Origin of the sequence: Amycolatopsis deserti, from assembly GCF_014653945.1 — a bacterium.
In the GTDB taxonomy this organism is placed as follows: Bacteria; Actinomycetota; Actinomycetes; order Mycobacteriales; family Pseudonocardiaceae; genus Amycolatopsis_E; species Amycolatopsis_E deserti.
The window spans coordinates 1,396,872-1,423,580 of sequence record NZ_BNAU01000001.1 but is presented as its reverse complement, the minus strand read 5'-3'; the positions used below and the strand labels follow the sequence as shown (position 1 = coordinate 1,423,580).

Sequence of the window (26,709 nt, the reverse complement as noted above, 5' to 3'; positions counted from 1 at the left end):
AGGAAAGGTCGCATGTGGACGACGAACAGCTGACGGCGTTGCGCCGCGAACTACACCGGCACCCGGAGCCCGCGTTCGCCGAAGTCGCGACCGCCGCCCGGATCGAGCGCGCACTCGCGGGGCTCCCGCTGCGGCTGCGGACCGGCGCCGACGCGCACGACCTGTCCGGTGTGGTGGCCTACCCCGCGCCCGAGGTGCTCGACGAGTGGGAACGACGCGCCGTCGAGTCCGGAGTGGACCCGGCACGGGCGAAGTTCTTCCGCACCAACGGAACCGCGCTCGTCGCCGACCTGGACGGAAACGCGCCCGGGCCGCGGTGGGGCCTGCGGGTGGACATCGACGCGCTGCCGATGCGGGAATCCAGCGACCCGGACCACGTCCCGGTGGCCAGGGGGTTCGTCTCGCGAACGGGCGCGATGCACGCGTGCGGGCACGACGCGCACGCCACCATCGGCGTGGGCCTGCTGCACCGGCTCTCCGGCGCGAACTTCCCCGGCTCGCTGCGGGTGCTGTTCCAGCCCGCCGAGGAAGGCGTCCGGGGCGCGCAGACGATGATCGACGCGGGCGTGGCCGACGACATCGACCGCATGCTCGCCGTGCACGTGGCCGGGGACAAGCCGGCCGGCGCCGTCGTCGGCAGCTTCACCGGCGGCCTGGCCACCCGGAAACTCGAAGTCCGGTTCACCGGCACGGCCTCGCACGCCGCGGGAGCGCCGGAGGAGGGCCGCAACGCGCTGCTCGCGGCGGCCGTGACCGCGCTCGGCGTGATGGCGCTCCCGCGGTTCAGCTCGGCCGACACCCGGCTCAACGTCGGCACGCTCGTGGCCGGGGACGGGGTGAACATCGTGCCCTCCTGGGCCGTCCTGACCTGCGAGGCGCGCGCGACCGACGACGACGTGGTCGAGGACCTCGTCGCCCGGATCCGGGCGGTGGCCGACGGCGCCGCCCTGACCCAGGGGGTCGACGCGTCGGTAGCCGTCACCGGGCAGTCCGCGACGCTCGCGCCCGACGAGGAGGTCGTCGACCTCGTCGTCGCGGCCGCCGGGGCGACCCCGGGTGTCACGGAGATCGTGCGCACCGAGACGCTGGCCGGCAGCGACGACGCGAACCTGCTGATCCGCCACGTGCAGCGGCGCGGCGGGCAGGGCGCCTACCTGATGGTCGGCGCGAGCAGTCCCGCGCCGCACCACAGCGCCCGCTTCGACATCGACGAGCAGGCGATCCCCCTCGGGATCGCCGTGCTGGAGAACCTGATCCGGGGAGGACACGCGTGACCAGCCAGACCGTGCCGAGGACCGTGCTCACCGGTGCCCGGCTCATCGACGGCATCTCGGACACCGTCGTGCCGGACGCGGCGGTCGTCATCGAGGGCGGCGTGTTCGTCTACGCCGGCCCGGCCGCGACCCGTCCGTCCGGTGTGGACGAAGCCGTGTTCGACCTCGCCGGCCGGACCGTGCTGCCCGGCTTCTTCGACTGCCACGTGCACTTCCTGATGGACAGCAACGCCGACTTCACCGGCACGATGCTGAAGAACCGGCCCGTGGTCAACGTGTTCCAGCGCGTACGGCGCATGCGCGACACGTTGCACGCCGGTATCACGACCGCGCGCGATCTCGGCGGCACCGACGCCGGTTACCGGGACGCGGTCGAACTCGGGCTCGTCGACGGCCCGCGGCTGCACGTCGCGCTGCGCCTGATGAGCCACACCGGCGGGCACGCCGACTTCCGCCTGCCGAGCGGGTTCGACCCGTCGGCGCTGCTCGGCCCGTTCAGCGAGATCGTCGACAGCCCCGACGAGGTGCGCGCCGCGACGCGCCGCCTGATACGGGAAGGCGCGGACGTGATCAAGGTGTGCGCGACGGGCGGGGTCAACAGCCCCAGCGACCACCCCGAGGACGAGGGCCTGCGCACCGACGAGATCGCGCTGATCGCCGACGAGGTCCGTCGGCACCGGGGCCTGCCGATCGCCGCGCACGCCCAGGGCGCGCAGGGCATCAAGAATGCCCTGCGGGGCGGCGCGACGAGCATCGAGCACGGCTACCTGATCGACGACGAGGGCATCGACCTGATGCTGGAACGGGACGCGTTCCTGGTGCCCACGCTGTCCACGTTCGACCTCGATCCGAGCGGCTACACACCTCAGGCGTGGGCGAAGAAGCAGCGCATGGCCGACGCTGCCGTGGTGCGGCTGAGCGAGGCCGTGCGCCGCGGGGTGAAGATCGCGCTGGGCACCGACTCCGGTATCGCCCCGCACGGCCGCAACCTCCGGGAACTGGCCCACCTGGTGAAGCTCGGGATGTCCCCGCTGGACGCCATCCGCGCCGGGACGATCCAGGCGGCCGCGCTGCTGGGCGTGGCGGACCGGCTCGGCAGCGTCACCGCGGGCAAGATCGCCGATCTCGTGGTCTGCGAGGGCGACCCGCTGGCGGACATCGGGGTGCTGGGCGACCCGGGCAACATCTCCGTCGTCATCCAGGGCGGTGTCGTGAAGAAGGGCTCGCCGGCCCGGTCCGCTCACCAGACCGCGCGTTGGCCATCACCCGCGTGACGACGCAGAGTACGTCCACCCGGCCGGCACACGCGGCCGGGGTCAGGAGGGATCGATGCCAGCACGTACCACGCCGAACAGGCAGCCGGTCCGGGCAGCGCTCGCCGGCTGGTTCGGCACCGCCATCGAGTACTACGACTTCGCCATCTACGGTCTGGCGGCGTCACTGCTGTTCCCGCAGATCTTCTTCCCGGCCGCCGATCCGGTGGTGGGGACGCTGATCTCGCTGTCCAGCTTCGGCGTCGGGTACGTCGCCCGTCCCTTCGGCGCGTTGCTGTTCGGGCACCTCGGCGACCGGCTGGGCCGCAAGGCGATCCTGGTCACCACGCTGATGATGATGGGCATCGCGACCACCGCGATCGGGCTGCTCCCGTCCTACGGGCAGATCGGCATCGCCGCGCCGGTCCTGCTGGTCGTGGCCCGGATCGTGCAGGGGGTGTCACTCGGCGGCGAGTCCAGTGGTGCGGTGCTGCTCACCGTGGAGCACGCCGAGAAACACCGGCGCGGCCTGTTCGGCGGGATCCTCAACACCGGCACCGCTGTGGGCACCATCCTGGCGAACGCGGCGTTCCTGCTGGTCGCCCAGATGCCGGAGGACGACCTGATGGCGTGGGGCTGGCGGATCCCGTTCCTGCTCAGCGTGCTGCTCGTGGTCGTCGGGCTGGGCATCCGGCTCAAGCTCCGGGAGAGCCCGGAGTTCGCCGGCGTCAAGGTCACCGGCTCGGTGTCCAGGCTGCCGCTGGTGGACGTGCTTCGCAGGTGCGGCGGCACGGTGGTGCTGGTGACGCTGGCGACCGTCGGGGCGGGGATCGTGTTCACCGTCGCGTCGGTCTACGTGCTCACCTACGCCAGGTCCACACTGGGGATCGGGACCTCCACCATGCTCGGTGTGCTGCTCCCCGCGCTGGTGGTGGTCGTGATCGGCGCGCCGCTGTACGGCAGGCTCGCCGACCGGGTCGGGGTGCGCACGGTGTTCGCCGCGACGGCCGCGTCGATGATCGTGCTCCCGTTCGTGTGGTTCCCGCTGGTCGGCACCGGCAGCTACGGGCTGATGCTGCTCGGGTTCGCGCTGCTGTTCGCCGGCTACTCGGGCAACTTCGCGATGTTCCCGGTGTTCTTCTCCCAGGCCTTCCCGGTGTCGCTGCGGTTCAGCGGCATGGCGATCGGGTTCACCGTCGGCACGATCGCCGGCAACGCCTTCGCCCCCGCGGTCAGCGCCTCGCTGCTGGAATCCACCGGCAGCTGGGTGGGCGTCGCCGCGTACATGGCGGGGGCGTCGGCGGTGAGTCTCGTCGCGGGCCTCCTGCTGCGGGAAGCACCCGCCGAGGCGCCGTCGGCGGACGCCGTGGTGTCCGGGACACCGGCGGCATGAGGATCGGGATCCGGATCCCGCCGTGTGCGCCGCTGTCCGAGCTGGCCGGGTTCGTGCGGGAGGTGGAGCGCGCCGGGTTCGACCAGGCCTGGTTCCCCGACTCGCAGCTGCTGTGGCGGGACGTGTTCGCGACCGCCGCCGCGGCGGCCCTGGCCACCTCGCGCATCACCCTCGGCACGGCCGTCACGAACGTGGTGACCCGGCACCCGTCGGTGGTGGCCGGGGCGGCGCGGACCGTGGCGGAGATCGCGCCCGGCCGGTTCGTGCTCGGCGTCGGCGTGGGCAACAGCTCGGTCGTCCCGGCCGGGCTCGCTCCCGCGACCCGGGCCGGGCTGCGGTCCGGGGTGGACGTGATCCGCCGCCTGCTGTCCGGTGTGGAGGGTGGTCCCGGCATCGGCATGCTGCGCGACCCGCTACCCGTGCCGGTCCACCTCGCGGCGAGCGGGCCGCGGAACCTGCGTCTGGCCGGGGAGATCGCCGATGGCGCGATCCTGCTGTCGGGGGTGGCCGACGAACCGCTGGCGGCCGCCCTCGCCGAGGTGACGGCCGGTGCCGCCGGCCGGGCCAGTGTGCCGGTCACCGTGTCGGCGTTCTGCCGCGTCACCGGCTCGGTGGCGCGCGATGCCCGGGAACTGAAACCGGTGTGCCTGAGCATCGCGGCCAACGGCGGTGCGTCGTTCCTCGCGGCGGCGGGCGTCGATGTGCGTGTGCCGCCGGCCTTGCCCCAGGTGCGGCCGGATCTGCTGCACGCCGAGTCGTGGCCGGACGCCGTGCGGGCCTGTGAGCCGTTTGTGGACGATGACGCGGCCGAGGCGTTCGCCCGCCGGTTCTGCCTGTTCGGCACCGCCGAGGAGATCGCCACCCGGCTCGACGGCCTGCGACGGCGCGGGGTGTCGGCGGTCCTGCTGCAGCACGTGGGTTCCTACGACCTGCCGCGCAGACTGGTCGCCGACTTCGCCACGCGGGTCCTCCCGCTGCTCGGCCGCCGGCGCGCACAGTGTTGAGCTGTCAGAGCGGGCCGGACACGGCCTGAGCCACCCGGCCTCGGTGCCTGGGATTTGACCGCGAAATTTGTATGATAATCAGACCTCAGAACCGAGCCGCATGTCGCGCAGGAGGATGCTCGCGCGGGTCAGGTGCGGGTCGGGATCGCCTCGTTCTCCGTCACTAGGCGGTCCCGGTGCCGCATGATGCGGCGGAGGTGGTTCTCGGTGGCGAAGCGCGCGCGGGACGGGTCGCCGGCGGCGATGGCCTCGGCGATCTGGACGTGCTCCTCCACCGTGTGGGCCGCTTCGGCGGGATACCCGGGGCTGCCGCGGTAGGTGTCGCGCAGGAACCCGTTGAGCGGGCCGATCACCAGTGAGAAGAACGGGTTGCCGCTCGCCCGCGCGACGATCTCGTGGAACCGCAGGTCGGCGTCCAGGAATTCGTCGCGGGCCCCGGGCCGGTCGAGCGCGCCCGCCAGTCGCCGGTTGGCGTCCTCGAGGTCGGCGAGGTGCTGCTCGGTCCGCCGGGCCGCGGCCAGCTGCGCCATCTCGACCTCGAGCACCAGGCGCAGTTCGAGGAGCTGGGCGAACGAGCCCTCGCTGCGGCGCATCAGCAGGCCGTACTGCTCGGCGATCAGCCGTCCGTCCAGCTCCGCGACGGTCATGCCGCGACCGGGCTTCACCGTGACCAGTCCGCGCTGGATCAGCAGCCGGGCCGTTTCCCGCACCACGGTGCGCGAGACGTCGAAGCGGCGGGCGAGCTCGGCTTCCGTCGGGAGACGCTCGCCGGGCGTCAGTCGCACGATCTCGTCCTGCAGCTTGTCCGCGAGGGTTTCCGACAGGCGCTTGTGGAGTGCTTCGGCCATTCGACGATCCTACGACGGCAGCTTTGTACGATGATCGGACATCGACGCCCGCGGGCGCGTCACGAGGAGGGCTGTCCATCCATGAACCTGCACGCCTACGCCGCGGCCGTGCTCCCCGCCGACGCCGAACGGGCCACCCTGGTGGCCCGCGTGTTCGACCCCGCGGTCGGCGGGCCGTGCGTGGCGGCGGTCCGCGGCGACCGAGCCGTCGACCTGACCCACGTCGCCCCGACGGTCTCCGAACTGCTGGACCGGCCTGATGCGGTCTCGATCGTCCGCGGGCACGAAGGCGGTGGTCAATGGGAGCTGCCCGCGCTGATCGACGCCACCCTGCGGCGCGACCGGACCGCCCCGCACCTGCTGGCCCCGGTCGACCTGCAGGTTCTCAAGGCGGCGGGTGTGACCTTCGTCCGCAGCATGCTCGAGCGCGTGATCGAAGAGCGCGCGAAGGGCGACCCGGGCCGGGCCGAGGAGATCAGGTCCCGGATCGCCGAGGTGGTCCGCGGCCGGATCGCCCAGCTGCGCCCCGGCTCGCCGGAGGCGGCCCGCGTCAAGGAGGTGCTGGTCGAGGAGGGCCTGTGGTCCCAGTACCTCGAGGTCGGCATCGGTGAAGACCCGGAGATCTTCACCAAGGCGCCCGTCCTGTCCGCCGTCGGCACCGGCGCCGAGATCGGCGTGCTGGCCCGCTCGACCTGGAACAACCCGGAGCCCGAGCTCGTGCTCGTGGTCAGCTCGTCCGGCACGCCGGTGGCCGCGACCCTGGGCAACGACGTGAACCTGCGTGACTTCGAGGGGCGCAGCGCGCTGTTGCTCACCGAGGCGAAGGACAACAACGCCTCCTGCGCGATCGGCCCGTTCCTGCGGCTGTTCGACGACGGCTTCACGCTGGACGACGCGCGAGCCACCGAGGTCGCGCTGGAGGTCACCGGCAGCGACGGGTTCACGCTGCACGGCGTGAACCCGGTGAGCGAGATCAGCCGGGACCTCACTGACCTGGTCCGGCACGCGCACGGCGCCCACCACAGCTACCCCGACGGGTTCGTCCTGTTCACCGGCACGATGTTCGCGCCGACCGAGGACCGCGGCGAGCCGGGGCAGGGCTTCACCCACCGGCAGGGCGACGTCGTCGCGATCAGCTCGCCGGCACTGGGCACCCTGGTCAACGTCGTCACCACCGCGGAAGCGGCCGAGGACTGGACCTTCGGCATCAGGGCGCTGATGGCCAACCTCGCCGAGCGGGGCCTGCTGCGGAGCGCGGCGGAGGTGGGCTCGTAGCCCGGGCGGTCGTCACCGATCGCACCCTTCGGCGTTCGTGAACTTCGCCCCGGCAGCCCGGTCGGGTCGTGCTTCCGGGGCGGGGTGGGACCTCCGGCGTTGACCGCCGTCCACCACCAACTCACGGATCCAGGTCACAGTCACCGGCGCTCCGGGAGACCAGACTCCTGCTCACGGAACGAGACCGGAACGGCGAGGGTGAGCGGAGATGGTGGTGTACGTACCCGACGGCGGACCAGGGGTGCCACAGCTGTGCATGGCCGAGGACCTGGGCGCGCTGTCGGTCCGGGCGGCGGCGGGCTCGCCGCGGTGGGAGCTCCTGTCGAGGGCACTGGGAGCCGCCGGCGCGGGTGAAGTCGCGGGCGATCACGTCTGGCTCGACATCGCCTGGCTGCGCTCCGCCGCGGGTGATCGCGATCAGGACTGGCACGACGGGTTCACCGGCATGCTCGCCCACGCCGCGGGCCGGGGCTGGCTCAGCGCCGACGGTGGCCGGGTCCGGGCGCACGTCGAGTGGGGGCGGTGACCGTGCCGGGGAGGTTCGCAGGCCGGACCGCGATCGTCACCGGGGCCAGCCGCGGCATCGGATTCGCCATCGCCGAACGACTGGTCGCCGAAGGCGCGCGGGTGGTGATCACCGCCCGCAAGGAGGAGGCGCTGGAGGAGGCCGTCGCTCGCCTCGGTGGCCCGGAGGTGGCGCTCGCCGTGGCGGGCAAGGCCGACGACACCGGGCACCAGGCGGAGGCGGTCGCTCAGGCCGTGGAGCGGTTCGGCAGCCTCGACATGCTGGTGAACAACGCCGGCGTCAACCCGTGGTACGGCCCGATGGTCGAGCTCGATCTCGGGGTGGCCCGCAAGGTCGTCGAGGTCAACTGCGTCGCGGCGTTGTCGTGGGTGCAGCGCGCCCACCGCGCGTGGATGGGGGAGCACGGTGGCGCGATCGTGAACGTCGCGTCCCATTCGGCGATCTCCCCGGCGCCGGGCGTCGGCTTCTACGGCGCCAGCAAGGCCATGCTCGTCGCGATGACCAGGTTGCTGGCCGTCGAGCTGGGCCCGGACATCCGGGTGAACGCGGTCGCGCCCGCGGTGGTGAAGACGAAGTTCGCCGCGGCCCTGTACGAGGGCCGGGAGGAGCAGCTGGCCGCGGCCTACCCGCTCAAGCGCCTGGGCGAGCCCGACGACATCGGTGGCGCCGTCGCGTTCCTGCTGTCGGAGGACGCGTCGTTGCTCACCGGCCACCTGCTCGTCGTCGACGGCGGCGTGACCCTGGCCGGGGTGACCGCATGACGGTCGCGGGGCAGGGCGTCGTCGTCACCGGTGCGGCGCGCGGGATCGGCAAGGCGCTGGCCACGCGGCTGGCCGCCGGGGGAGCGCGGGTCGTGGTGAACGACCTGGACCCCGTCGCGACGGAGACGGCGGCCGCCGAGATCGGTGCGCACGCCGTGCCGGGCGACGCCGCGTCCGTGGCCGGGGTGGTGGCGCTCGTCTCGGCCGCACGCGATCACCTCGGCCACGTCGACGCCTGGTTCGCCAACGCCGGCATCGTCCGCGGCTACGGGCTGGACGCCAGCGAGGCCGCGTGGGCGGCGAGCTGGGAGGTCAACACGATGGCCCACGTCCGCGCCGCCCGGCTGCTGGTCCCGGAGTGGCTGGAGCGTGGTCGCGGGCGGTTCGTGGTGACCGCGTCGGCGGCCGGGCTGCTGACCGCGCTCGGGACCGCGACCTACTCGGTGAGCAAACACGCCGTGGTCGCCTTCGCCGAATGGCTCTCCGCGACCTACCGGCACCGCGGGATCGTGGCCCAGGCGATCTGTCCCCAGGGGGTTCGGACCGGCATGCTCGCGGCGAGCGGGCCGATGCGGTCGGTGCTGGCCGACGGCGCGGTGACCCCCGAAGACGTCGCCGAGGTGACGTGGCAGGCGCTGCGCGACGACCGCTTCCTGATCCTCCCGCACCCGGAAGCGGGAGACCATTACCGGCACCGGGCCACCGACACCGACCGCTGGCTCGGCGGGATGAACAAACTGCAGCGGCACCTGGAACAGGCGAGCCGGTGAGCCACCTCCCGGGCCTGGACCTGACACGGCTGGCAGGGTGGCTCGCCGCCGAGCGGAGGCTGTCGGCGCGCCTGATCGCGGGCGGCCGGTCGAACCTGACCTACGAGATCAGTGACGGCGAGCGCGCCTGGGTGCTGCGCAGGCCGCCGGTCGGACCCGTGCCGGCCACCGCTCACGACGTGGCGCGCGAATACCGGGTGATGGCCGCCCTCGCGGGCACCGCCGTGCCGGTGCCCGCCGTGCACGCGCTGTGCACGGACGACTCGGTCATCGGGGCGCCCTTCTACCTCATGGAGAAGGTCGACGGGACCCCGTTCCGGAGCGCGGCGCAGCTGGCGCCGCTCGGGCCGGAACGGGTCCGCCGGATCTCACTCCGCCTCGTCGACACGCTGGTCGCGCTGCACGACATCGACCCCGCCGCGGTGGGGCTGGCGGACTTCGGCCGCGCCGACGGGTTCCTGCCCAGGCAGGTGCGGCGGTGGAGCGCCCAACTGGCCGCGTCCCCCGGTCGCGACCTGCCGCCGGCCGAGGAACTGCGCTCCCTGCTCGAGTCGAACGTCCCGGCCCAGTCCTCGCCCGGCATCGTGCACGGGGACTACCGCCTCGACAACGTGCTCGTCGACTCCACCGACCGCCCCGCGGCGGTCGTCGACTGGGAGATGGCCACCATCGGCGACCCCCTGACGGACCTCGCGCTGCTGATCGCCTACCAGAAACTGAGCCGGCTCCCGGGCGGGGAGCTCGTCACCGACGCCGCGTCGGCGCCGGGGTACCTCACCGAGGAGGAAGTGCGAAGCCGGTACCGCTCGCGGGGTGGCCGCGACCCGGTGCACTTCGGCTTCCACCTCGGGCTCGCCTGCTACAAGCTGGCGGCGATCGTCGAGGGGATCCACCACCGGCACCTGCGCGGGCAGACCGTGGGCGCCGGGTTGCCCGGGATCGGCGCACTGACCGGACCCCTGCTGGAGATCGGGCTGGCTGCCCTGAAGGAGGACGGCTGATGGATTTCGCCTACGACTCCCGCACCGAGGACCTGCGCGGCCGGCTCCTGGAGTTCATGGACGCGTACGTCCACCCGGCCGAGCCGGTGTTCGAGCGGCAACTGTCCGAACTGGACGACCCGTGGGCGTGGGACTCGGCGCCCGTGCTGTCCGAACTGCGCGCGCAGGCGCGGAAACAGGGGCTGTGGAACCTGTTCCTCCCCGGCGAGAACGGGGCCGGTCTCACCAACCAGCAGTACGCGCCGCTGGCGGAGATCACCGGCCGGAGCCCGCATCTGGCGCCCGCCGCGCTCAACTGCGCCGCTCCGGACACCGGCAACATGGAACTGCTGTCGCGGTTCGGCACCGGCGCGCAGAAACGCCAGTGGCTGGAACCCCTGCTGTCCGGGCGGATCCGCTCCTCGTTCGCGATGACCGAACCCGAGGTCTCCTCCTCCGACGCCACCAACATCGCCACCCGCATCGAACGCGACGGCGACCACTACGTGATCAACGGGCGCAAGTGGTGGATCACCGGGGCGATGAACCCGAACGCCGCGATCTTCGTCGTCATGGGCAAGACCGACCCGCACGCCGAGCGGCACCGCCGGCAGTCGATGATCCTCGTCCCGCGGGACACGCCCGGCGTGCGGGTGACCCGGGCGATGCGTGTCCTGGGCTACGACGACCGCGAACACGGCGGGCACGCCGAACTGCGTTTCGACGACGTCCGGGTGCCCGTCACGAACCTCGTCGGCGGCGAAGGGGACGGTTTCGCCATCGCACAGGCCCGGCTCGGGCCGGGCCGCATCCACCACTGCATGCGGGCGATCGGGGTGGCCGAACGCGCACTCGAACTGATGTGCGCCCGGGCGGACGAGCGGGTCGCCTTCGGCAAGCCGCTGTCCGGCCAGGGAGTCGTCCGCGACTGGATCGCCGAGTCCCGCGTGCGCATCGAGCAGCTGCGCCTGCTCACCCTCAAGGCGGCCTGGCTGATGGACACGCGCGGCAACAAGGCCGCGCACACCGAGATCCAGGCGATCAAGATCGCGACCCCGGTCACCGTCCAGTGGGTGCTCGACAAGGCGATCCAGGTGCACGGAGGCGGTGGGCTGTCCCAGGACTTCCCGCTCGCCTACGGCTACGCCCTCGCCCGCATGCTGCGGTTCGTCGACGGTCCGGACGAGGTCCACAAGGACGCCCTCGCCCGCCGGGAACTGCGCGGAGCCGCGACGGCGCGCGGGCAGCGGTAGGAGCCCGGGCGAAGTTCCGGACCCAGGTCACAGTCATCGCCGCCGCCAGGCGGCAGGCTTCAGCTACCAGGCCCCACGGGGCATTGTTTGGAGGCACAGTGCAGACGCTCGATCTGGTCAGCGCCGACAGCGGCGTCGAGTTCGCGGCCGGGGTGCACCTCGATGTTCGCCGCGCGGGGAACGGCAGCCGGGTCGCCCTGGTCCTGCCCGGCGCCGAGCGCGCCGAGGAGGACGCCGCGTTCGTGGCGGCGCTCGCGAACGACTTCACGGTGGTCGCGCCGAGCCACCCGGGTTTCGGCCGTTCCCCCCGGCCGGACTGGTGCACCTCCGTCGACGACCTGGCCTACCTCTACCTCGACTGGCTCGAGGTGTCCGGGCTGACCGACGTCACCGTCGTCGGCCTCCAGTTCGGCGGCTGGGTGGCGATGGAGATGGCGGTTCGCAGCTGCGCGCGGATCGGCCGCCTCGTGCTCGTCGACTCGGTGGGCGTCAAGCTCGGCGGGCCGCTCGACCGGGAGATCGCCGACCTCTTCGCGACGCCGCGGACCGAGCTGGACAAGCTCCTGTACGCGGACACCAGCTTCGCGCTGGGCGACCTCGCGCACGCCCGGGACGAGGACGTCCTCGAGGTGGTGCGCAACGAGGAGGCGCTCGCGCTGTACGGGTGGGAACCGTACCTGCACAATCCGCGGCTGCTCCACTGGTTGTGGCGCGTCCGGGTGCCGTCCCTGGTGATCTGGGGCGGGCAGGACGGCATCGTCGCGCCCGGCTACGGACGCGGCCTGGCCGCGCGGATCCCGGGCGCCCGCTTCGAGCGCCTCGACCGGGCCGGGCACCGTGCTCAGGTGGAATGCCCGGCGGAGATCGCCGGGCTGATCTCCTCCGCCGCCTGACCCCCACCAACCAGAAAGGGAGCGTTCCCGTGCAGTACTGGCATTTCAGCGAGGCGGCCTACCCGTACCTGCCGGACCCCGAGACCTACGAATCGGTGCGGGTCACCCTGCCCAACGGCGTCATCGACCCCGCTCGCGCGGCGGCCCTGTGGGACCGCTACATCCGGGAGTGGCAGATCGCCGACGAATGCGGGCTGAACGTGATGGTCAACGAACACCATTCCACCGCGACGTGCATGAACTCGGCCGCGCCCGTGATCGCCGGAGCGCTCGCGCGGCTCACCACCAACGCGCGGATCCTGATCCTGGGAAACCCCGTCGCGAACCGGGCCGACCCCGTTCGCATCGCCGAGGAGATGGCCCTGGTGGACCTGCTCAGCCACGGCCGCCTCGAGGTCGGCTTCGTGCGAGGCGTGCAGTACGAGGTCGCCGCCACCAATTCCCGGCCGGTGCGGATGTCCGAGCGCATGTGGGAGGCGGTCGAGCTCATCACGCGCGCCTGGTCGACCCACGACGGCCCGTTCAACTGGGAGGGCGAGTTCTTCCACCACCGCCAGGTGAACATCTGGCCCCGGCCGCACCAGCAGCCCGCCCCGCCGGTGTGGGTCACCGCGGTGAACCCGGCCAGCGTGCCGAGGATCGCCGACCACGGCTACCGGGTCGGAACCTTCCTGTCGGGATTCGACGGGACCAGGGCGGTGTTCCAGGCCTACCGCGACCGGTGTGCCGAGACGGGCAAGCCGGCGCCGGGCGACGAGATGTTCGGCTACGCGGCGCTGGTCTACACCGGACGGACGGACGAGGAGGGCTTCGACGGAGCCCGCCAGCTGCTGTGGTACCTGCACAGCAACAAGGTGGCCAAGCAGTTCGCCTACCCGCCGGGATACCTGCCCTACCAGGTCCGGGCCGCGGGCCTGCGGGGGCCGCTGGCGGCGGTGCCCGGCTCCCCGGCGTCCTCGCCGATACCCGACCTGACGTCGATGTCGGTGGCCGACCTCATCGACCACGGAATCCTGTTCGCGGGGAGCGCCAGGACCGTGGCCGGCCAGATCGAGCGCTTCTACGAGCACGTGGGTGGGTTCGGGCACCTGCTGCTCATGGGCCAGGCCGGTCACCTCGGGCACGAGGACACCGTCCGGGGGATCGCCAACTTCGCCGAGGGCGTCGCGCCCTTGGTCGACCGCGTGACGGGCGGGCTCACCGTCCAGTGACATCCCGGGTAACCCCTGCCGATCGGAGGACAACGATGTCCCAACCATCCCCGCTGGATTCGGAAGACCGGATCTCCCCGGACACGCCAACGCCGCGGCGCGCCTCGGTCGCGCGCCGGTCGATCATCGCCGCGGGCTCCGGAAACGCCCTCGAGTTCTACGATTTCGCGATTTTCGCCTCCCTCACGCCGGTCGTGTCGAAGCTCTTCTTCCCGGCGGGCGACCAGCTCGCCGCGATCCTGTCGACGCTGGCGTTGTTCGCGGTCGGCTTCGTCATGCGGCCGGTGGGCGCCGTCCTGTTCGGGCGGCTCGCCGACCGGCGTGGTCGCAAGGTGTCCCTGGCGATCGCGGTGCTGATCATGGGCGTGACCACCGTGCTCATCGGCGTCATGCCGACCTATCCGCAGGCCGGGATCGTCGCCCCCGTGCTCCTGTGCGTCGCCCGGCTGCTCCAGGGGCTGTCCGTGGGCGGGGAGTTCGGCACGTCGGCCAGCTTCCTCGTCGAGCACGCGCCCCCGCACCGCCGTGGTCTCTACGGGTCCTACGCCTTCTTCTCCTCGACTCTCGGCAGCGTGCTCGGTGCCTTCGTGGTGCTGATCCTGACGGTTTCGGTGTCCGCGGGCGACCTGGACAGCTGGGGCTGGCGGATTCCGTTCCTGCTCGGGTTCCCGCTGCTGGTCATCGGCCTCTACCTGCGTTACCGCATCGCGGAGTCGCCGGAATTCGAGCAGATCAAGGCCGGCGGCGCCCAGGCGCACAGCCCGCTGCGCACCCTGTTCACCCAGCACTGGCGGGCGTTCCTGATCGTGATCGGGATCTGCGTCGGCTTCAACGTCGCCGCGTCCACGGTCCAGGTGTTCGTGCTCACCTACATCCGCAGCGTCGTGGGCCTGTCCGCGGTGCAGGCGCTGACCACGGTCATCATCGCCACCACGGCCGGGATCTTCCTGGTGCTCGTGTTCGGGCGACTGTCGGACACCTACGGCCGGAAGCCGGTCCTGGTCTTCGCGTGCGTCCTGGCGGTGGTCCTGCCTTACCCGAGTCTGCTCATCATCGGCCTGAAGGGGTTCGGCCCGGCGCTGCTGGGACAGCTCGTCCTGTGGATCCCCGTCGCCGCGTTCGGCGGCGCGATCCCGGCGCTGTTCGCGGAGCTGTTCCCGACGAAGGTCCGGGCGTCCGGGTTCGGGATCGCCTACGGCTTCGGTTCGGCGATCTTCGCCGGCACCGCGCCGTTCGTGGCGACCCTGCTGATCGAGCTTTCGGGGAACAAGACGTCGCCGGCCTGGTACATGATCGCGGCCGGCCTCGTCACCTTGGTCGTCGTGATCGCGTCGGTGGATCGCCGGGCGCGCGGGAGGAGTTGACGCATGGGGTCTACCGCGGGGCGGCTGACGGGGAAGTCAGCGCTGGTGACGGGTGCGGGTTCGGGTATCGGAGCGGCGACGGCGGAAGTGTTCGCCCGCGAAGGCGCGCAGGTCGTGGTCGTCGACGTGGACAAGTCCAAGGCGTCGGCGACGGCGGAGCGGATCCGCGAGGACGGCGGGGTCGCCGAGCCGTTCGCCGCGGACGTCTCGGACGAGGCTCAGGTCGGCGACGCCGTCGAGTTCGCGGTCGAGCGCTTCGGCGGGGTGGACGTGCTGCAGAACTACGCCTCCGAACGGAGCCTGGTGGCCGAGGACGTCTTCGTCGCCGAGGCCGACCTGTCGGTGTGGCTGGGGCAGCTGCGCGTGGACCTGCTGGGCTGCGTCCTGACCGCCAAGCACGTCCTGCCGCACATGATCCGGGCGGGCGGTGGCAGCATCACGAACGCTTCGTCCCTGGCCGCCTGGCTGTCCCTGGAAGGCCGCCCGGCCTACGCGACCGCGAAGGCCGGGGTGATCGGGTTGTCGAAGTCGCTGGCCGTCGAGTACGGCAAGCAGGGGATCCGGTGCAACGTCCTCGCGCCGGGGCACATCGTCTCGCCCGCGACCGAGAAGATGTTCTCCGCGGCGCAGACCGAGGTGCTGCTGGACCACGTCGCGACGCCGCGGCTGGGCAGGCCGGACGACGTCGCCATGGCCGCCCTGTTCCTGGCCTCACCCGAGTCGTCGTTCATCAACGGGCAGGTGCTCGTCGTGGACGGCGGCATGTCCGCCTACGCACCCATGGTCCCCTCGTTCCGGCGCCTGGCCGGCCGGTGAAGGAGTCGAGATGCGTTTTCTGGTGACGGGCGGGCTGGGCGTCAACGGTGCCTGGGTCGTCCGGGAACTCCTGGGCCGCGGCCACGAGGTGGCCGTGTTCGAAAGCCGTGACGACACGTCGCTGATCGCGGACGTGGCGGACCGGGTCGAGCTCGTCGTCGGCGACATCCGCGACGCCGAAGGCTTCACCGACGCCGCCCGGCGGCTCCGGCCCGACTGCGTCATCCATCTCGCGGCCTTCGTCGACTGCGAGCGAGATCCGCACACCGCGATCGCGGTCAACGTCGGCGGCACCGCCGCGGTGTGCGCCGCCGCGGTGGCGGCGGGTGCGCGGCGCGTGGTCTACACCAGCTCGAAGGCGGTGTACGCGCCCGCGACGGGCAAGCGCGGGTTCCCCACCTACGAGCCGGTTGCCGAGGACGACGAGCTGCGGCCGACCGGCATGTACGGCATCACCAAGGCGGCCGCGGAGAACGTGGTGGCGTGGTACCGGCGCAACTCCGACGTGGAGTGCGTCAGCCTGCGGTTCGCCACGATCTTCGGCCCGGGCAGGCTGCAACGGCACGCCGGCCCGATCAACACCTACAGCTCGATGATCGAGCTGCCGGCGTCGGGCCGCGGATTCACGATCGAACAGGGCGGGGACGAGCGGGACGACATCGTCTATGTCCTCGATGTCGCCGACGCCATCGCGTGTGTCGCGCTGGCACCCCGGCCGCTGCGCCACCAGGCCTACAACGTGGCCGCGGGGCACCCGGTGTCGATGCACGACTTCGCGGACGCGATCCGCCGGATCATCCCCGGCGCGGCGCTCGACGTGGGGCCCGGACTGAACCCCATGCAGATGACCGACAGCTACTACATGGCGCTGGATGGAACCCGGATGGAGGAGGAGTTTGGATGGCGTCCCCGCTACGACCCGGACCGCGCGATCCGGCACTACTACGAGCTCGTGCGAACCCGGCTGGTGTGAGCGACCAGGTGGTGCGGCCATGAGAGCAGCGCTCTACCGCCGTCCCGGTCCCGCGGCCGAGGTGCTCGAAGTCGTCGAGCTCGAGGTGCCCGAGCCCGGCCCGGGCCAGGTCCGGGTCCGGATCGCCACCTCGGGCATCAACCCCACCGACTGGAAGACCCGGGCGGGATTCGCCGGGCGCACCCCCGACTGGTTCCAGGTGCCGCACCACGACGGCGCCGGTGTCGTCGACGCGGTCGGCGACGGCGTCACCGGCCTGCGAGTGGGGCAGCGGGTGTGGCTCTACCTGGCGGCGTTCCACAACCGGTACGGGACCGCGGCCGAATACGCGGTCGTCCCCGCCCAGCGGGCGGTGCCGTTGCCCGACGGCGCTTCCGACGATCTGGGCGCGTGTCTCGGGATCCCGGCCCTGACCGCCGCGCACTGCCTGGGCGGGAACCCCGGGGAGCTGGCCGGGCGGACGGTCCTCGTCGCCGGGGGAGCGGGCGCGGTGGGCCACTTCGCGATCGAGCTGGCGAAGCACGCCGGGGCACGGGTGGTGGCCACGGTGAGTTCCGACGACAAACGCGCCCTGGCGGAGAAGGCCGGAGCCGACCTCGTCGTCCGCTACACCGACCCGGACGCGGCGCGGCGCATCCTCGACTTCGCCGGTCCGGTCGACCGGATCGTCGAGGTCGCGCTCGCGGCGAACCTGGACCTGGACGTGGCCGTGCTCGGCGCCCCCGGCACCATCGCCGTCTACGCCACGGAGGGGGAACTGTCCCTGCCCGTGGGGGAGTTCATGAAGGCGAACACGACGCTGGAGTTCGTGCTGCTCTACGGGGTGTCCCCGGAACGGCTGGCCGCCGCGGTCCGGTGGACCTCCGACGCGCTCGCGCACGGCGCCCTGTCCGCCCTGCCGGTGCTGCCGCACGGCCTGGACGACGTGGTGCGGGCGCACGAGACGGCGGAGCAGGGGCCGCCGGGGAAAGTCGTCCTGCGCATGGCCCCGCACTGAAGGAGAACCCACGCATGGACACCTGGATCACCGAACTGACACCCCTGTCGTTCCTGAGACGGTCCGCGACCGTGCACGCCGGCAAAGTCGCCGTCGTGCACGGTGACGAGACCTGGACCTACGCCGAGTTCGCCGCGCGAGTGGAGCAGCGGGCGCGGATGCTGCGCGCCGCCGGGGTGCGGCCGGGCGACCGGGTCGCCTACCTCATGCCCAACGTGCCGGAGATGCTCGCCGCCCACTTCGCCGTGCCGCTGGCCGGTGCGGTGCTGGTCGCGATCAACACCCGGCTGGCACCCGAGGAGGTCCGCTACATCCTCGATCACTCCGGCGCGACCGTGCTCGTCCTCGACGCCGAGTACGCACCCACGGTCGCTCCGATCGCCGGGTCGCTGGAAACGGTGCGCACGATCGCCGTCGCGGCCGACCCGCTTGGGCCAGGGGCGACCGTCGAGGTGCCCGGCGCGGTCGCGTTCGGCGACCTCCTCGCCGGCGCGGCGGACGACGAGGACGAGCTGGCGTGGGCGGTCGGCGACGAGCGATCGCCGATCTCGATCAACTACACCTCGGGCACGACCGGCCGCCCGAAGGGCGTGGTCTACACCCACCGCGGCGCGTACCTGAACTCCTTCGGCGAGATCTTCCACTCCGGGCACGACGCGGACAGCGTCTACCTGTGGACGCTGCCGATGTTCCACTGCAACGGCTGGTGCACGACGTGGGCTCTCGTCGCCGCCGGCGGGACCCAGATCTGCCTGCGGGAGGTGCGCGGGGACGCGGTGTGGGAGCTCATCGACCGGCACCGGGTCACCCACCTGAACGGGGCGCCCACGGTCGTCACCACCATCATGGGGGCCGACCGCGCCCACCAGCTCGACCACCAGCTGGTCGTCACGACCGCGGGCGCGCCGCCGAGCCCCACCACCATCCTGCGGATGGAACGGATGGGCTTCCGGGTCGTGCACGTCTACGGCCTGACTGAAACCTACGGCCCGTACACGGTGAACGAGTACCAGCGGGCGTGGGACGACCTGGCGCCCGAGGAGCGGGCGGAGCTGCGGGCTCGGCAGGGCGTGGGAATGCTGCAGGCGGACCAGATCCGTGTCGTGGACGAGAACTTCCGCGACGTTCCCCGGGACGGGCGGACCATGGGCGAGATCGTCATGCGCGGCAACACCGTGATGCGGGGCTACTTCAACGATCCGGAGGGCACGGCCAAGGCGTTCGCCGGTGGCTGGTTCCACTCCGGCGACCTCGGGGTGATGCACCCGGACGGCTACGTCGAGCTGCGGGACCGGGCCAAGGACGTGATCATCTCCGGGGGCGAGAACATCTCGACCATCGAGGTCGAGCACGCCCTCGCCGCGCACCCCGACGTCCTCGAGGTCGCCGTGATCGGTGTCCCGGATCCGCGGTGGGGTGAGCGGCCCAAGGCCTTCGTGGTGCCGCGGCCGGGGCGCAACCCTGCCGAGGGCGAGCTGATCGAGCACGTGCGGTCGCGCATCGCCCGCTACAAGGCGCCGCGCGAGGTCGAGATCGTCGCCGAACTGCTCAAGACCTCCACCGGCAAGGTGCAGAAGTACGAACTGCGCGAGAAGGAATGGTCCGGCGAGGCCCTGCGCGTGCGCGGTTGACCGGACCGGCGGGAAGGAACTGATGAAGGTAGGAAACGTCGACATCGTCCCGATCCTCGACGGCACCGCCCGGTTGCCCATCGAGAACACCGTGACCCACCGGCGTGAGTTCCGCTGGACCTGCGAGCACCAGCCGCTGGACGAGCACGGCCGGATCCACATGGACATCGGGGCGTTCCTCGTGCACCTGGGGAACCGGACGATCCTGGTCGACGCCGGAGCGGGTGACGACTTCGCGCACGAAGGGTTCGTGACGGGCTGGCTGCCGGCGAACCTGCGCCGCGCCGGGGTCGCGCTCGACGACGTCACCGACGTGGTCTTCACGCACCTGCACCCGGATCACGTCGGCTGGTCCACGGTCCGCGGGAGGGTGACCTTCCCGCGCGCGACGTTCCGGGTGCACGCGGCGGACTGGGCCTACTTCATGACCGGCCCCACGGCCGATCCGGTGCTGCAGGAAACCCTCGCCCCGATCGAGGGACGGCTGGAGACGTTCGACGAGGAGACCGAGCTGGTGCCCGGTCTGCTCGCGCGGCCGGCGCCGGGGCACACCCCGGGCTCCACCGTCTTCGTGGTGAGCGACGCCGGAGAGCGCGCCCTGCTCCTCGGCGACGTGGTGCACACGGTGGGCGAGCTGACCGACCCGGAGTGGGAAGGGATGTTCGACGTGGATCGCGCCGCGGCCAACGCCGTGCGCGAACGCATCGCCGACGAGCTGGCCGCTTCGGGCGACCCGTTCGCCCCCGCCCACTTCCCGGAGCTGTCCTTCGGCCGCCTGATCACGGCCGACGGACTGCGCCGGTTCCACTGGGCGTAGTGCTGGTGGTGCCGCCCCCGGCCGGGGACGGCACCACCAGCTAGTAGTGCACCGCGCCGCGGTTGCCGCCCGCCACCGACACTGCGTCGCCCGTTACGGCGGCCGCTCGGGGGGAACACAGGAAGACGACCACGTTCGCGACCTCCTCCGCGGTGACGAGACGACGCAGACTCGTCGTCGCGGCCAGCTGGTCGCGCACCTGCTCCTCGCTCAGCCCGCTCGCCGCGGCCCGGTCCGCGACGAGGCGCGGCGTGCGTTCCGTTTCCACCAGGCCCGGGTGCACCACGGTGACCCCGATCCCGTGCGGTCCGAGTTCGTCGGCGAGGTTCGCGGTGAGGGCGGCGACGGCGACGTTGCGGATCGTCCCGGAGACGGACCCGGTGCGGCGGGCGTTCAGACCGGAGATGTTCACGATCCGTCCCCACCCCTGGCCGGCCATGTGCGGTGCGAGGGCGCGGGCGCACCGGAGGTAGCCGAGGACTTTGGTGTCGAAGTCCGCCCGCACCTCGTCGTCGGTGAGATCCGCCAGCGGCGGGGGAGTGGAGGCGAAGGAGGGCTGGGCCGCGGCGTTCACCAGCACGTCGACACCGCCCCAGGCGGCCACGACCCGCTCGGCCATGGCCCGCACCGAGGCGTCGTCGGTGGTGTCCGCCGGGACAGCCAGGACCTCGGCGCCCGGGACGCCGGAGCGGAGGCCGTCCGCGGCGGCATCGAGACGCTGCTCGTCCCTGGCGACGAGCGCCACCCGGGCGCCCTCGGCGAGGAGACCGCGCGCGATGGCGAGCCCGAGCCCGCGGGATCCTCCCGTGACGACCGCCCGGGCGCCCTTCAACTGCAGATCCATGGTGACCTTTCCTACCGGGACCGTGAGACGGCCCTGATGGACAGTGCTGTCGAGGCGATGGCTTCGCCGTCCGCGCCGCGCAGCCAGGCCAGGATCGGCTCGACCGCGGCCGCCGCGTCCGGGGCGCACCTGTCGACCAGGCCGTAGGCGGTGGCTTCCGCGGCGGTCCAGTGTTCCCCGCCGTAGAGCAGCAGACCCGCCGGACCGGAGCCCACGGCCTGCACCAGCCGCCGCACGAAAACCGGTTCGTACGTCAGGCCGTGACCCAGCGCGGGTATGCGGAAGTGGGCCGAGGGCGAGCAGATCCGCACGTCGCAGGCGAGCGCGAGGCTGCACCCCGCGCCGAAGCACGCTCCGTCGATCTCCGCCAGCTTGGGTGGCGCGAGTTCCGTCAGCGCCAGGACCGCCGTCTCCGCCAGGCGCCGGTAGCCGGCGACGTGGTCCGGATCCGGCGCGGTCAACTCGGCCAGGTCACCGCCGGCCGAGAAGCTGCCTCCGGTGCCCCGCAGCACGACCGCCGCGACATCGGGCGTCCTGCTGATCGTGCCGACGTGCCGCAGGAGCGCCTGCCACATGGCGCCCGACATCGCGTTCCGCTTCTCCGGCCGGTCGATCGTGAGCCGGGCGACCCGGTCCACGATGTCCAGACGCATCGGATCGTTCATCCTCAACCGGCCTTCGTGTCCGGAGTGGACGCCGCGGCGTCGCCGACCACCCGATCCCGCACCAGTGCCCGGATTTCGTGGTCGCCGATGCCCAGCTCCGCCAAGAGCGCGACGGTGTCCTGCCCGAGTTCGGGTGCCTTCCGGTGTGCGCGGGGTGCGCCGTCCGCGATGAGCGGCGTGTTCACCATGCGGTGGTGCCCGAACCGCTCGACGTCGCTGGGGAACATCTCGCGGGCGGCGTACTGGGAGTCGTCCAGCATCTGCGGAACGGTGTTGACCGGCCCGCACGGCACCCCCGCTTCACGGAGCCGCTCGATCCAGATGTCCCTCGGCGCCGTCCGGAACCGGGCCTGGAGCAGCCGGGCGAGCTGCTCGCGGTGGACGAAGCGGGCGTACTCGCCGCGGAAGCGCTCGTCGCCGGAGAGGTCGATGTCGAGCACGCCGCAGAAGGCCCGCCAGGACCGCTCGGTCACGCCGATCACGAGCACCTCGTCGTCCCCACAGGTGAACGCCTCGTACGGGGCCGTGAGCCGGTGCGCGGTGCCCAGTGGGCCCGGTGGCTCGCCGGTCCCGGCGAAATCGGCCACCTCCCACAGCGACCACCCGGCGATCGTGTCCGCCAGGGACACGTCGATGTGGGCGCCGCCGAGTCCCGCCCGGGCCCGGTGGAGCGCCGCCAGCACCCCGATGGCGCCCCACATGCCGGTCCCGAGGTCCCCGATGGGGTAACCGGCCTTCGCCAGCTCCCCGCTCGTGCTGCCCGTGACGCTGAGGAGGCCACCGTAGGCCTGGGCGACCAGGTCGATGCCTTTCGCGTCCCGCATCGGCCCGAACTGGCCGAAGCCGGAAATCGAGCAGTACACCAGGTCCGGGCAGTCGCCCTTGAGGTCCTCGTAGGACAGTCCCTGCCGGGCGAGCGCGCCGACCCGGAAGTTCTCCACCAGCACGTCCGACCGGCGCGCCAGCGCCCGGACCAGGTGCCGCCCCCGCTCGGTCTTGATGTCGACCGCGAGGCTGCGCTTGTTGCGGTGGATCAGGTCGAACGGCAGCGGCCGCTGTTCCGGCCCGACCAACCGCCGCCGGAGGGAGTCCCCGTCCACCGGCTCCACCTTGATGACCTCGGCGCCGAGGTCGGACAGGATGGTGGTGCAGTAGGGGCCGGCCAGTGCGCCGGTGATGTCCAGGACCCGCACTCCGCTGAGGAAGTGCTGCCGCGCCGGCGGCCCGGTCGTCACGCTCGCCTCAGACATGTGCTCGGTTCCCCTCGTCGTCTCGTGGTGTCGCCGCCGGCTCCAGGACCTTCCGCAGCACCGCTACCTCTTCGCACAGCTCCCGCCGGCTCACCGCCGCCTCCCGGACCGCCCCGGAGCCGTGGTAGGTGCCGGGGAACAGGTGCAGTTCGACGGGAACCCCCGCCGCCAGCAGTGCCCGCGCATAGTCGATCCCCTCGTCGCGCAGCGGATCGAACTCGGCGATGGAGACGTATGCCGGCGGGAGGTTCGTCAGGTCCGCAGCGCGGGCGGGGGCGGCGTAGGGCGACACCGCGCTGGTGGCTCCGCCGAGGTACGCGGACCAGCAGATCTCCGCGTCCCGGCGGTTCAGCGCGGGAGTGTCGGTGAACCTTCTGCTGCTCGCCGTCCTGAGCCGGTCGTCCAGCACCGGCGATTTGAGGAACTGGAAGCGGATCACCGGCCCGTTCCGGTCTCGGGCGAGAAGGGTGGTCGCGGCCGCGAGCGCACCGCCCGCGCTCACCCCGTGCAGGACGACGAGGGAGGGGTCGATCCCCAGCTCGCCGGCGTGGTCGTGCAGCCAGACCAGTCCGCTGTAGACATCCTCCAGCGGTGCCGGGAACGGCCACTCCGGAGCCAGCCGGTAGTTCACCGCGACGACGATCGCGCCGGTTTCCCGCGCGATCTCGGCGTTGCGGAGGTGGCCCATGTCCAGATCGCCCAGGATGAACCCACCGCTGTGCACGTGGTAGACCGCCCCGCCGCTCGTGCGGCGGTGAGGCCGGTACACGCGGAGTTCGACGCCGTGCCCGTCCGTGCTGGTGCAGGAGCGGTCCTCTACGGTCACGCCCTCCACCGGACCGGCCGGGCCGTACCGGCTCGATGCGATCCGGCGGGCTTGCGCGACGTCGGTGCGGTCGATGCGGGGCAGGGCGGCGATCGACGGCCCCAGCTCCTCGTCGATCGGGTACCGGCTCACTTGTCCCTCGTTTCGGGCAGGCGACGGCCCCGCAGATCCGTCGACGCGAACGACCTCAGCAGCGCCGGGTCCTCGATCCAGATCTGCCGCCGGTAGCGGCGGATCGCCCCGATGTCGTCCAGCTTCTTCAGGGCACGCGCGACGACCTCGCGCACGGATCCGATGGTGTGCGCGAGATCGGTCTGGTCGGTCTGCACCAGCAGTCCCTTCACGGTGGGGGTGGCCATCTCCAGCAGGTGCCGGCTCAGCCTCTGCTGGACGGAGTTGAACAGGTTGTCCTCCAGGTAGGCCACGGTTTCGTAGGTGGACTCCGCGAGGTACACCGCGACCTGGTAGGCGAGCTCCGCACGGGTGCGCATGAGACGGCGGAAGGTGCTGGGGTTCAGCACCGACACCTCGCACAGCGTCACCGCTTCCAGCGACGACGGCGCGCCGTGGGTGAGCATCGCGGGCAGGGCGGTGAAGTGCCCGGTGGTCGCGTACCGCGTGGTGACCTCGCGGCCGTCCCAGGACGTCACCTTCGCGCGAATCCGTCCCTTGTGGACGAGCGTCACCCGGTAGTCCTCGTTCCCCCGGCAGATGACGGTGCCCGCGGTGTAGGTCACCACGTGGCTGTCCGCCAGGAGCGCGTCCCGGATCTCCGGATCCTGTCCGGACAGGAAGCTCTTCGACCACGCCTGGAGCGCGGCGGCCGGGATCTGCGCGCCGTTCATTCCGCGGCCACCGGCTCTCCGGACCGGGGCTGGTCGAGGCCGAACTGCGAAGTGAACCGCGACCTGGGGTCCCGTTCCGGCCACGCGCCCGTTTCGACGGACCGGACGAACCGGCGGACGATGTCGTTGAACTGCCGGGGGTTTTCCAGGTTCGGCACGTGCCCGCTGTTGGGCAGCACGTGCAGTCCGCAGGCGGGTGCGGTCCGCTTCAGCATCAGTCCGGTCGACAGGCAGGCCTCGTCCTCGTCGCCGGTGACGACGAGGAGGGGGACCGGGAATTTCCGGAATTCGTCGGCCAGGTCGTGCAGGGACGGCCGGCGGCCCTGGACTTCGAGGATGGTCAGCGCCAGCCCTTCCGCGGAATGCTCGGCGAACTGCTCGACGAACTCGTGCCACGCCGGCTCGTTGTGGTACTGCAGCTGCACCCTGCTGGGGCCTTCGGCGAACTTGCGGCCGACGAACCCCGCTCCCCGCGTGCGGAGCTGGTCGGCCACGATCTGGGTTTCCGCCAGGTAGGCCGGCCGGGTGGCCGGGTCGGAACCGGACCCGACGCTGACCGCCATGATCGAGCGCACCCGGTCGGGGTGGCGCAGTCCCAGCTGGAGGGCGGTGTACCCGCCCATCGAGAGCCCGACCACGTGCGCGGTGTCCACCTCCAGCGCGTCGAGCACGGTGAGCGCGTCGCCGACCGCGCGCTGCCAGGAGTAGGCCGACGGGTCCGCCGGGACGTCGGAGGGCGGGTAGCCGCGCGCCGCGTAGGTGATGCACCGGTGGTCGTCCTGGAGGTCGGCCACCTGCCGCGACCAGCTCCGGTGGTCGCCCGCGTACTCGTGGAGGAAGAGCACCGGGACACCACTTCCGGTGTCGGTCACGTGCAGCCGGACACCGTCACTGGTCTCGGCGAAAAGCCCCGCGCTCATGGCCTCTCCCGCCAACTCCGCCGCATCCACATCGATGCTCCTCCTGCCGTGTCTCAGGCCGTGACCTCAGCGATCCTCGCCAGGAAGGACGATCGTGTCTGTGACCTGCGTCCGTCAACTCGCGGTCCGGTTCGCCGGCTCCGGACGCAGGTCACAGACACGGCCGTGACGCGGGGGAAGCCTGGTGGTGTGAAAACACTCGTCCTTCACCCGTTGGCGCTGGACCCGGCCGAACGCAAACTCACGCTACGGTCGGCGTTCGCCCGGTTTCCGAGCGGCGTCACCGCGCTGTGCGCCCGCGGGCCCGATGGCCCCGTGGGCATGGCCGCGAGCTCGTTCACCTCGGTGTCGCTGGATCCGGCACTGGTGTCGGTCTGCATCGGCCACGGCTCGACCACGTGGCCGCGGCTCGCCGCCGCCGGGCGGGTCGGCATCAGCGTGCTCGGCGCCGAGCACGCTGAGCTCAGCGCCGCACTCGCGGCCCGCGGCGTCGACCGGTTCGCAGGCGCCACCTGGGAGGCCTCGCCCGAGGGGGCGGTGTTCCTGGCCGGGGCGCCGCTGTGGCTGGACTGCCGGGTCCACCGGACCGTGCCCGCCGGCGACCACGACATCGTCCTGTTCGAGGTGCTGGGCACGCGCGTCGACGACCGCCACGACCCGCTGATCTTCCACCTGAGCGCGGTGCGCGCACTGGAGACGCGATGAGCACCGACCTCGCCGCCACCCGCGCGCTGGCGCTCGGCCGTCCGATCGTCGTGGTGAGCACTGGTGGACCGCGGGCCGAGCTGGTGCTGGCCGCCGAGCGCGCCTCCGCCCACGCGGTGGCCTTCCTGGTTCGTCACGGCACGGGTTTCCTCCGGGTGGCGCTGAGCGACGACGACGCCGACCGGCTCGACCTGCCGGTGATGCACCCGCCCGGCAGCCGGGGCGCCCCCGAGCGCGACTGCGTCGCCGTGGACGCTGCTCACGGAACGACGACCGGCATTTCCGCGGCCGACCGCGCCCGGACGATCAGCCTGCTGGCAGCGCCGACGAGCACGCCCCGCGACTTCACCCGCCCGGGGCACGTGATCCCCGTGCGGGTCACCGCGGACACGATGGCCGGTGTGCTGCCGGCGGCCCTCGCGCTGGCCGGGCGCGCCGGACTGCGCCCCGTGGTCGCGAGCTGCGCGCTCGTCAGCCCCAGCGATCCCGTTCTCCTCGCCGGCCCCCGGGAAGCTCACGAGTTCGCCGCGCGCACGGGCCTGGTGCTCGTGCACGTGGGCGAACCTCGTGCCGCTCGCCCACTGCAGCGCCAGGCGATGTGAGGCACGAGCTCCG

At 72.1% G+C, this 26,709-nt stretch carries 27 protein-coding genes; 20 read left to right on the top strand and 7 right to left on the bottom strand.

Annotated elements, in window-relative coordinates:
- The first annotated feature begins 14 nt into the window (after positions 1 to 14).
- Genes IE290_RS06965 through IE290_RS06950 form a run of 4 tightly spaced genes read left to right on the top strand, consistent with a single transcriptional unit; the run spans position 15 to position 4,924 of the window.
- Positions 15 to 1,274 (top strand): amidohydrolase, encoded by a 1,260-nt coding sequence (locus tag IE290_RS06965; RefSeq protein WP_191243599.1) that lies wholly within the window; start codon positions 15 to 17, stop codon positions 1,272 to 1,274.
- Complete coding sequence (locus tag IE290_RS06960; protein ID WP_191243598.1) at positions 1,271 to 2,548, top strand: metal-dependent hydrolase family protein; 1,278 nt, start codon at positions 1,271 to 1,273, stop codon at positions 2,546 to 2,548. Before IE290_RS06965 ends, IE290_RS06960 begins: the two co-directional genes overlap by 4 nt.
- 55 nt (positions 2,549 to 2,603) lie before the next feature.
- Positions 2,604 to 3,920, top strand: a complete 1,317-nt coding sequence (locus IE290_RS06955) for an MFS transporter (RefSeq protein ID WP_191243597.1) — start codon at positions 2,604 to 2,606, stop codon at positions 3,918 to 3,920.
- Positions 3,917 to 4,924 carry an LLM class flavin-dependent oxidoreductase gene (locus IE290_RS06950; RefSeq protein WP_191243596.1) on the top strand — a complete coding sequence of 336 codons (1,008 nt, stop codon included), beginning with the start codon at positions 3,917 to 3,919 and terminating at the stop codon, positions 4,922 to 4,924. Before IE290_RS06955 ends, IE290_RS06950 begins: the two co-directional genes overlap by 4 nt.
- A 128-nt stretch (positions 4,925 to 5,052) precedes the next feature.
- On the opposite strand, the gene IE290_RS06945 is transcribed toward IE290_RS06950, so the two are convergent.
- A complete protein-coding gene (locus tag IE290_RS06945) occupies positions 5,053 to 5,772 on the bottom strand; it encodes a FadR/GntR family transcriptional regulator (protein ID WP_191243595.1) in 720 nt (239 codons plus the stop codon).
- A gap of 81 nt (positions 5,773 to 5,853) precedes the next feature.
- Here IE290_RS06945 and IE290_RS06940 point away from each other — a divergent pair, with 81 nt between their 5' ends.
- The 14 genes from IE290_RS06940 to IE290_RS06875 all read left to right on the top strand — a co-directional run bounded on the left by IE290_RS06940 (position 5,854) and on the right by IE290_RS06875 (position 20,039).
- Positions 5,854 to 7,047 carry a fumarylacetoacetate hydrolase family protein gene (locus IE290_RS06940; RefSeq protein ID WP_191243594.1) on the top strand — a complete coding sequence of 398 codons (1,194 nt, stop codon included), beginning with the start codon at positions 5,854 to 5,856 and terminating at the stop codon, positions 7,045 to 7,047.
- Between the two features lie 208 nt (positions 7,048 to 7,255).
- Positions 7,256 to 7,573, top strand: coding sequence for a hypothetical protein (locus IE290_RS06935; RefSeq protein WP_191243593.1), 318 nt, complete (start codon positions 7,256 to 7,258; stop codon positions 7,571 to 7,573).
- Complete coding sequence (locus IE290_RS06930) at positions 7,570 to 8,334, top strand: SDR family oxidoreductase (protein ID WP_373300401.1); 765 nt, start codon at positions 7,570 to 7,572, stop codon at positions 8,332 to 8,334. Before IE290_RS06935 ends, IE290_RS06930 begins: the two co-directional genes overlap by 4 nt.
- Positions 8,331 to 9,104, top strand: a complete 774-nt coding sequence (locus IE290_RS06925; protein ID WP_191243592.1) for an SDR family NAD(P)-dependent oxidoreductase — start codon at positions 8,331 to 8,333, stop codon at positions 9,102 to 9,104. Before IE290_RS06930 ends, IE290_RS06925 begins: the two co-directional genes overlap by 4 nt.
- Positions 9,101 to 10,105, top strand: coding sequence for a phosphotransferase family protein (locus tag IE290_RS06920; protein WP_191243591.1), 1,005 nt, complete (start codon positions 9,101 to 9,103; stop codon positions 10,103 to 10,105). The genes IE290_RS06925 and IE290_RS06920 overlap by 4 nt, the downstream gene beginning before the upstream one ends.
- The gene (locus tag IE290_RS06915; protein ID WP_191243590.1) at positions 10,105 to 11,337 is read left to right on the top strand and encodes an acyl-CoA dehydrogenase family protein; all 1,233 of its coding nucleotides are present in this window, start codon (positions 10,105 to 10,107) and stop codon (positions 11,335 to 11,337) included. Before IE290_RS06920 ends, IE290_RS06915 begins: the two co-directional genes overlap by 1 nt.
- Positions 11,338 to 11,435: 98 nt before the next feature.
- Positions 11,436 to 12,230, top strand: a complete 795-nt coding sequence (locus tag IE290_RS06910) for an alpha/beta fold hydrolase (protein WP_191243589.1) — start codon at positions 11,436 to 11,438, stop codon at positions 12,228 to 12,230.
- A gap of 29 nt (positions 12,231 to 12,259) precedes the next feature.
- Complete coding sequence (locus tag IE290_RS06905; protein WP_191243588.1) at positions 12,260 to 13,441, top strand: LLM class flavin-dependent oxidoreductase; 1,182 nt, start codon at positions 12,260 to 12,262, stop codon at positions 13,439 to 13,441.
- A gap of 35 nt (positions 13,442 to 13,476) precedes the next feature.
- Positions 13,477 to 14,805: an MFS transporter gene (locus tag IE290_RS06900; RefSeq protein ID WP_229874271.1), complete on the top strand. Its 1,329-nt coding sequence runs from the start codon at positions 13,477 to 13,479 to the stop codon at positions 14,803 to 14,805.
- A gap of 3 nt (positions 14,806 to 14,808) precedes the next feature.
- A complete protein-coding gene (locus IE290_RS06895) occupies positions 14,809 to 15,621 on the top strand; it encodes an SDR family NAD(P)-dependent oxidoreductase (RefSeq protein WP_191243587.1) in 813 nt (270 codons plus the stop codon).
- Between the two features lie 10 nt (positions 15,622 to 15,631).
- Positions 15,632 to 16,594 (top strand): NAD-dependent epimerase/dehydratase family protein, encoded by a 963-nt coding sequence (locus IE290_RS06890; protein ID WP_191243586.1) that lies wholly within the window; start codon positions 15,632 to 15,634, stop codon positions 16,592 to 16,594.
- Between the two features lie 19 nt (positions 16,595 to 16,613).
- Complete coding sequence (locus IE290_RS06885; protein WP_191243585.1) at positions 16,614 to 17,591, top strand: NADPH:quinone reductase; 978 nt, start codon at positions 16,614 to 16,616, stop codon at positions 17,589 to 17,591.
- A 14-nt stretch (positions 17,592 to 17,605) separates the two neighbouring features.
- Positions 17,606 to 19,222 carry a long-chain-fatty-acid--CoA ligase gene (locus IE290_RS06880; RefSeq protein WP_191243584.1) on the top strand — a complete coding sequence of 539 codons (1,617 nt, stop codon included), beginning with the start codon at positions 17,606 to 17,608 and terminating at the stop codon, positions 19,220 to 19,222.
- Positions 19,223 to 19,244: 22 nt separating this feature from the next.
- Entirely contained in the window at positions 19,245 to 20,039 is a 795-nt protein-coding gene (locus IE290_RS06875; RefSeq protein ID WP_191243583.1) for an MBL fold metallo-hydrolase, read from the top strand.
- Positions 20,040 to 20,079: 40 nt separating this feature from the next.
- On the opposite strand, the gene IE290_RS06870 is transcribed toward IE290_RS06875, so the two are convergent.
- The 6 genes from IE290_RS06870 to IE290_RS06845 are packed head-to-tail and all read right to left on the bottom strand — an operon-like array spanning position 20,080 to position 25,389.
- The gene (locus IE290_RS06870; RefSeq protein ID WP_191243582.1) at positions 20,080 to 20,883 is read right to left on the bottom strand and encodes an SDR family NAD(P)-dependent oxidoreductase; all 804 of its coding nucleotides are present in this window, start codon (positions 20,881 to 20,883) and stop codon (positions 20,080 to 20,082) included.
- Positions 20,884 to 20,894: 11 nt separating this feature from the next.
- Entirely contained in the window at positions 20,895 to 21,536 is a 642-nt protein-coding gene (locus IE290_RS06865; RefSeq protein ID WP_191243581.1) for an enoyl-CoA hydratase/isomerase family protein, read from the bottom strand.
- Between the two features lie 14 nt (positions 21,537 to 21,550).
- Positions 21,551 to 22,798: a CaiB/BaiF CoA transferase family protein gene (locus tag IE290_RS06860; RefSeq protein ID WP_191243580.1), complete on the bottom strand. Its 1,248-nt coding sequence runs from the start codon at positions 22,796 to 22,798 to the stop codon at positions 21,551 to 21,553.
- Positions 22,791 to 23,756 (bottom strand): alpha/beta hydrolase, encoded by a 966-nt coding sequence (locus tag IE290_RS06855; RefSeq protein WP_229874269.1) that lies wholly within the window; start codon positions 23,754 to 23,756, stop codon positions 22,791 to 22,793. Before IE290_RS06855 ends, IE290_RS06860 begins: the two co-directional genes overlap by 8 nt.
- On the bottom strand, positions 23,753 to 24,469 hold the full coding sequence (locus IE290_RS06850) for a Crp/Fnr family transcriptional regulator (protein WP_191243579.1): 717 nt from the start codon (positions 24,467 to 24,469) through the stop codon (positions 23,753 to 23,755). Before IE290_RS06850 ends, IE290_RS06855 begins: the two co-directional genes overlap by 4 nt.
- Complete coding sequence (locus IE290_RS06845; protein WP_191243578.1) at positions 24,466 to 25,389, bottom strand: alpha/beta fold hydrolase; 924 nt, start codon at positions 25,387 to 25,389, stop codon at positions 24,466 to 24,468. Before IE290_RS06845 ends, IE290_RS06850 begins: the two co-directional genes overlap by 4 nt.
- Positions 25,390 to 25,578: 189 nt before the next feature.
- Here IE290_RS06845 and IE290_RS06840 point away from each other — a divergent pair, with 189 nt between their 5' ends.
- Positions 25,579 to 26,094, top strand: coding sequence for a flavin reductase family protein (locus tag IE290_RS06840; protein ID WP_191243577.1), 516 nt, complete (start codon positions 25,579 to 25,581; stop codon positions 26,092 to 26,094).
- Positions 26,091 to 26,696, top strand: a complete 606-nt coding sequence (locus IE290_RS06835) for a 3,4-dihydroxy-2-butanone-4-phosphate synthase (RefSeq protein ID WP_191243576.1) — start codon at positions 26,091 to 26,093, stop codon at positions 26,694 to 26,696. The genes IE290_RS06840 and IE290_RS06835 overlap by 4 nt, the downstream gene beginning before the upstream one ends.
- Positions 26,697 to 26,709: the final 13 nt, after the last annotated feature.

Excerpts from the sequence above, each read along its gene's own strand:
- IE290_RS06955 (WP_191243597.1), top strand. The coding sequence starts at position 2,604 with ATGCCAGCACGTACCACGCCGAACAGGCAGCCGGTCCGGGCAGCGCTC.
- IE290_RS06950 (WP_191243596.1), top strand. The coding sequence starts at position 3,917 with ATGAGGATCGGGATCCGGATCCCGCCGTGTGCGCCGCTGTCCGAGCTG.
- IE290_RS06945 (WP_191243595.1), bottom strand. The coding sequence starts at position 5,772 with ATGGCCGAAGCACTCCACAAGCGCCTGTCGGAAACCCTCGCGGACAAG.
- IE290_RS06940 (WP_191243594.1), top strand. The coding sequence starts at position 5,854 with ATGAACCTGCACGCCTACGCCGCGGCCGTGCTCCCCGCCGACGCCGAA.
- IE290_RS06935 (WP_191243593.1), top strand. The coding sequence starts at position 7,256 with ATGGTGGTGTACGTACCCGACGGCGGACCAGGGGTGCCACAGCTGTGC.
- IE290_RS06925 (WP_191243592.1), top strand. The coding sequence starts at position 8,331 with ATGACGGTCGCGGGGCAGGGCGTCGTCGTCACCGGTGCGGCGCGCGGG.
- IE290_RS06915 (WP_191243590.1), top strand. The coding sequence starts at position 10,105 with ATGGATTTCGCCTACGACTCCCGCACCGAGGACCTGCGCGGCCGGCTC.
- IE290_RS06900 (WP_229874271.1), top strand. The coding sequence starts at position 13,477 with ATGTCCCAACCATCCCCGCTGGATTCGGAAGACCGGATCTCCCCGGAC.
- IE290_RS06895 (WP_191243587.1), top strand. The coding sequence starts at position 14,809 with ATGGGGTCTACCGCGGGGCGGCTGACGGGGAAGTCAGCGCTGGTGACG.
- IE290_RS06890 (WP_191243586.1), top strand. The coding sequence starts at position 15,632 with ATGCGTTTTCTGGTGACGGGCGGGCTGGGCGTCAACGGTGCCTGGGTC.
- IE290_RS06885 (WP_191243585.1), top strand. The coding sequence starts at position 16,614 with ATGAGAGCAGCGCTCTACCGCCGTCCCGGTCCCGCGGCCGAGGTGCTC.
- IE290_RS06880 (WP_191243584.1), top strand. The coding sequence starts at position 17,606 with ATGGACACCTGGATCACCGAACTGACACCCCTGTCGTTCCTGAGACGG.
- IE290_RS06875 (WP_191243583.1), top strand. The coding sequence starts at position 19,245 with ATGAAGGTAGGAAACGTCGACATCGTCCCGATCCTCGACGGCACCGCC.
- IE290_RS06870 (WP_191243582.1), bottom strand. The coding sequence starts at position 20,883 with ATGGATCTGCAGTTGAAGGGCGCCCGGGCGGTCGTCACGGGAGGATCC.
- IE290_RS06865 (WP_191243581.1), bottom strand. The coding sequence starts at position 21,536 with ATGCGTCTGGACATCGTGGACCGGGTCGCCCGGCTCACGATCGACCGG.
- IE290_RS06860 (WP_191243580.1), bottom strand. The coding sequence starts at position 22,798 with ATGTCTGAGGCGAGCGTGACGACCGGGCCGCCGGCGCGGCAGCACTTC.
- IE290_RS06850 (WP_191243579.1), bottom strand. The coding sequence starts at position 24,469 with ATGAACGGCGCGCAGATCCCGGCCGCCGCGCTCCAGGCGTGGTCGAAG.
- IE290_RS06845 (WP_191243578.1), bottom strand. The coding sequence starts at position 25,389 with ATGAGCGCGGGGCTTTTCGCCGAGACCAGTGACGGTGTCCGGCTGCAC.
- IE290_RS06835 (WP_191243576.1), top strand. The coding sequence starts at position 26,091 with ATGAGCACCGACCTCGCCGCCACCCGCGCGCTGGCGCTCGGCCGTCCG.